At 37.9% G+C, this 4,267-nt stretch carries 4 protein-coding genes; 3 read left to right on the forward strand and 1 reads right to left on the reverse strand.

All coding sequences use genetic code 11. The features are described from left to right. Positions 1-264 precede the first annotated feature (264 nt). From istA to JOC49_RS12885, 3 genes are all read left to right on the forward strand, one after another. On the forward strand, positions 265-1,803 hold the full coding sequence (istA, locus tag JOC49_RS12875; RefSeq protein WP_204665444.1) for an IS21 family transposase: 1,539 nt from the start codon (positions 265-267) through the stop codon (positions 1,801-1,803). After that, positions 1,791-2,567, forward strand: a complete 777-nt coding sequence (istB, locus tag JOC49_RS12880; protein WP_204665445.1) for an IS21-like element helper ATPase IstB — start codon at positions 1,791-1,793, stop codon at positions 2,565-2,567. Before istA ends, istB begins: the two co-directional genes overlap by 13 nt. 118 nt (positions 2,568-2,685) lie before the next feature. Then, the gene (locus tag JOC49_RS12885; RefSeq protein WP_204665446.1) at positions 2,686-3,108 is read left to right on the forward strand and encodes a hypothetical protein; all 423 of its coding nucleotides are present in this window, start codon (positions 2,686-2,688) and stop codon (positions 3,106-3,108) included. A gap of 167 nt (positions 3,109-3,275) precedes the next feature. Here JOC49_RS12885 and JOC49_RS12890 read toward each other — a convergent pair. Further along, positions 3,276-4,267: Mu transposase domain-containing protein (locus tag JOC49_RS12890; RefSeq protein WP_423875613.1), on the reverse strand; the 992-nt coding region annotated here is incomplete at its 5' end.

Consider the following 4,267-nt stretch of genomic DNA (forward strand, 5'->3'; position numbering starts at 1 on the left):
TATACTCGATATCAACCATCATTCCGATGCGATCTTCAAAATCAATGTCTTTCATTTTTGGGTCAGAAAGTTGTTGAAGAAGTGCCTCAGCCATTTGTTGATTTATACTTAAAACTGACCCGGGTTTAACGCTTAAACTTGACCCACCTAGCTGGGAATGTTTTAGCACTATCTATCTTGATTATACATTGAACCTTTAAAATTTAACACTCTGATTTGACCCACCTCTGAAAGACAATTATAATCCTTTTTGCATGCTTAGACATGCAGAAGGAGGAAAAAGAGGTGAAAAACTTGGAAGATTGGGCAGCTGTACAACGTGTATACAAGCAAACGAAGTCCAAACGAACCACAGCTAGACTTCTTGGCATTTCTAGAAACACAGTCAAGAAGTTGCTAGATTTATCAGAACCACCAGAATATCAGCGCACTGAATATACTAGCAAAATCGATCACTACAAGGAACAGATTATTGAGTGGAGATGTGAGCCATATTTGTTCAATGGGACACGTATTTTCAGAGAATTGAAAATGAGAGGTTATACTGGCAGTATCAGCCCTATCTATCGTTTTCTGAATAAAGTTAACGAAGACATTGGGGGCCATATTAGCAAAAAAGCAACGGTAAGGCATGAAAGTCCACCAGGTGATCAAGCACAGTTTGACTGGACCGAATATGAAGTAGTTGTAGATAATCGCTATCGAAAAGTATACTGCTTTGCCATGATCTTAGCTGCATCAAGGAAAAAAGCTGTTTGCTTCTCACTCAAAGTAGATGCTGAAGCCATTTATGAAGCCATACAAGAGTTATTTGATGACTTAGGTGGTGTAACATTAGAACTGCTTATTGATAACCCCAAAGCACTTGTTATCGAAAACAACCCAAAGTCCGAAGGCGAAATAAAGTACAATACTCATGCACTCATGATGGCAAAACATTTGGGTACAGAACTGAATGCATGTCCTTGCTATTGGCCCCGAAAAAAAGGCAAAGTTGAGAGACCCTTTAACTTCATTGAAGAGCAGTTCGTTAAAGGAAATTCGTTTGCAACGATGGAAGATCTTAATGCTCGTGGTAAAAAGTTTGTGCGTGAATGGTGTGATGAAAAACACTCTACAACAAAGCGAATTCCAAACCAACATTACTTATTGGAAGAGAAGCAAGCTTTACAGCCACTCCCCACTATACACTATCGAATGAAAACGTTAAGCAAACGGACTATAAGCCCTGATAGCTTTATTCATATTGCTACCAACAAGTATAGCCTCCCAGTAAAATATGTTGGAAAAACAATGAAATATAGAATTGTATATGGTTTTAGAATCGAAATTTATGATTCAAAAGAAGTCTTTGTTCTGAGTATCGAACAGTCAGAAAAACGATATGATACGATTTCTAGCAGCGAGCATTACGAACCAATAGCTAAAAAAGTCAGCACGTCTATTCCACAAATTCGAAGAGATTTTACGGAAAGGTTTGTTAATGGCTATAGATATTTAGAATCTGCTGGTCGAAAATTTGACCAACCAACCCACTATGCGAGAAAAATCATGGAACTGCAAGAATTATATGAAGACCATGTTTTAGACACCTTTATAGGCATAGCTGTTGATGAAAACAAAATGGATATTCAATCTTTCCGTCGCCTCCTGCGTAATTATAATAGTGGTAACAGAGAACTTTCTTCAAATCAAGCAGACAATGCTAGCGAGAATAACTATTGCGATGAGGACTCATCCCTAACAAGGGATTGCAGTTACTATGAATTGACTACAAGGGAGGAATCAGTATGCAACAGTTAATCACTCAAAACAAAGAAGAGTATATCCAGACCATGATGAAACAATTCAAGCTTGTAGATATGCGTGACCAATACCTAGACCTAATTAATGAAGCTGAAACAGCATCTTTGGGTTATATGGATTTTCTCGTCCGATTACTTTCAGTTGAAGAAGAAGGTAAGAAAAATCGCCGATACGAAAAATTGTTGGATAAAGCTTGTTTTGAATCCATCGCATCACTGGAAGACATTGATTATACCTTTAACCTTAATATTAATAAAAATAAAATTGAAGAGTTGGGTTCATTACGTTTTATGGAGGCCTGCGAGAACATTATTGTTATTGGTCCACCTGGAGTTGGAAAAAGCATGATAGCAACAGGAATCGGGCGAAAAGCTTGTGAAAATGGCCAAAGTGTCCTGTTTGTTAATGCTAAAGAGTTGGTTGATCGTCTTCATAACGAAATGATTAAAGGCACATTACCAGAGGTTTTAGAAAGCCTTAATAAAATTGATTTATTAATTGTTGATGAGTTATCTTATATAAATATGGACAAAGAAAAAGAGAGCTTGTTTTTCCAGATCATTCGCCAACGATACGAAAAACGCTCCCTCATTATTACGACCAATCTACCAATGGGCAGATGGAACGAACTATTTACTGGACAATTGGCTGCAACTGCAATTCTAGATCGGTTGCTTCATCATTGTCATGTAATTAGTATAACGGGTGATAGCTATCGTGTCAAAGGGTCAAATTACAGTGCAAAAAAAGGACTGACATAGAATGAATAATACGAGCAGCAAACGCTACAAGCAAGAAATTGGGGTACCTATGTCATTCCTAGGTGCCCATCAATTCAACAAAGTCGTCTTGCATAATCTAAAATAGGTGGTGGAAAAAATGAGCAAGATAAAAGATAGTGAGTTAATAAGTATTGCACAAATATATAATAATGAAGGTCGACAAGCAGCCTATAAACTGATAAGAAGCCATGACATTAAACAGCCCTATGCGGTGCTAAAACGGATGAAAAAACATCCAAATTTCGTCTATGACAAAAGTAAAGACCATTTCATATATCAAGATAAGCCACATTCAGATGATGTTTTTATGAGTATGGAAGAGCTTTGCTCGCCTGTGAATATAGAACAAATCCAAAAGATTGATAACCGTTCTATCGCTATGGAAAAACTGATTCAAGACTTGTTAGGTGATCGCTTACTTGAGTTAAGTAAGTATATCATACTCGAATCTTCATCGAAGACCATGATGATTGATCAAACATCTTTAAAAAATGCAGGTTACAAGGTTATTTCCTATTAACAGGTGGGTCAAATCACAGTGTAAATATTAGGATTAACAGAAAAATCTGATCCTCTAGAAAAACTTCAAGGGGTGGGTCAATTTTAAATGAAAAAGTGGGTCAATTTTACTTGACAATCAACACCATTGCAGTTAGACGCATATCTATCAGTTTGTCGATTGTTGGATTATTTATCATTGTATTTTCCTCCGTAGTAGTTTGCACCGCGCGTTACGCCAAAAGTGTTCTTCGTGGGTTTCTCAGTTTCGGGCTTTGAGATTTCTTTAATCCCAGTCGCAAGAATATTTTTGATACTCTTGTAACTTGGGCTGGCTGTATAGTTCAAAGCTTTTTCACAAGCTGCTTCAAGACGTGATTCTGAGTGTCTTTCAGCTAACTTGAGTAATCCCATGCAACTCTTATAGGTTTGCTGCTCCACGCGACTGGAGGAAAGTATCGCAATAATAACTTGATGTGTGTTGGGACCTATTCGCTGGGCCCATTGTTTAAAACGCTCCCCATTCCACTCTAGATACTTCTGATGGTCGGGTGGCATATGTTCTAAGGTTGTGCTGTATTGTCCTTTACGACCATAAAGCCGTTTATGTGAAGCAATACGATTGTGATTATAAAAAATCTCTAGGACTCTTTCCGTAACCCTTACATCTACCTTGCGTTTGATATATTCATAGGGACAAGAATATAGCATTCCATCTAAGGATATGTGATAATTAAACTGAACGGTGGCTTGTTTAAAGTCCGCCAGTTCATAAGGGGTAGTTGGTAAGGGGCTTAGGAAAGGGAACTCTTCATGGTGGAAGAGACTCCACCTGCTACCTTCCTTTTTTTGAAAGGTTCTATGGTTAAATGCTTCTAGCTTTTCTCGAATAGCAGTATTAAGTTCTTCGAGTGAGAAAAACTGTTCATTACGAAGCGCAGCGGTAATCCAAGTAGAAATGTTACCAACAGCGCCTTCAACACTTGCTTTATCTTTGGGTTTTCTAACCCTAGCTGGAATAATGGCAGTACCATAATGCTCTGCCATTTCATGATAGGTTGCATTAAGTTTGGGGGTATACCAGTCTTTTGTATGGATAACAGCTGTTTTACAATTGTCTGGCACTAAAAGTGTTGCAACACCGCCGAAATAATTGTACATGTGAACATGAGCTGTAATCC

The sequence above is a fragment of the Fusibacter tunisiensis genome (genome assembly GCF_016908355.1).
GTDB lineage: Bacteria > Bacillota > Clostridia > Peptostreptococcales > Acidaminobacteraceae > Fusibacter_D > Fusibacter_D tunisiensis.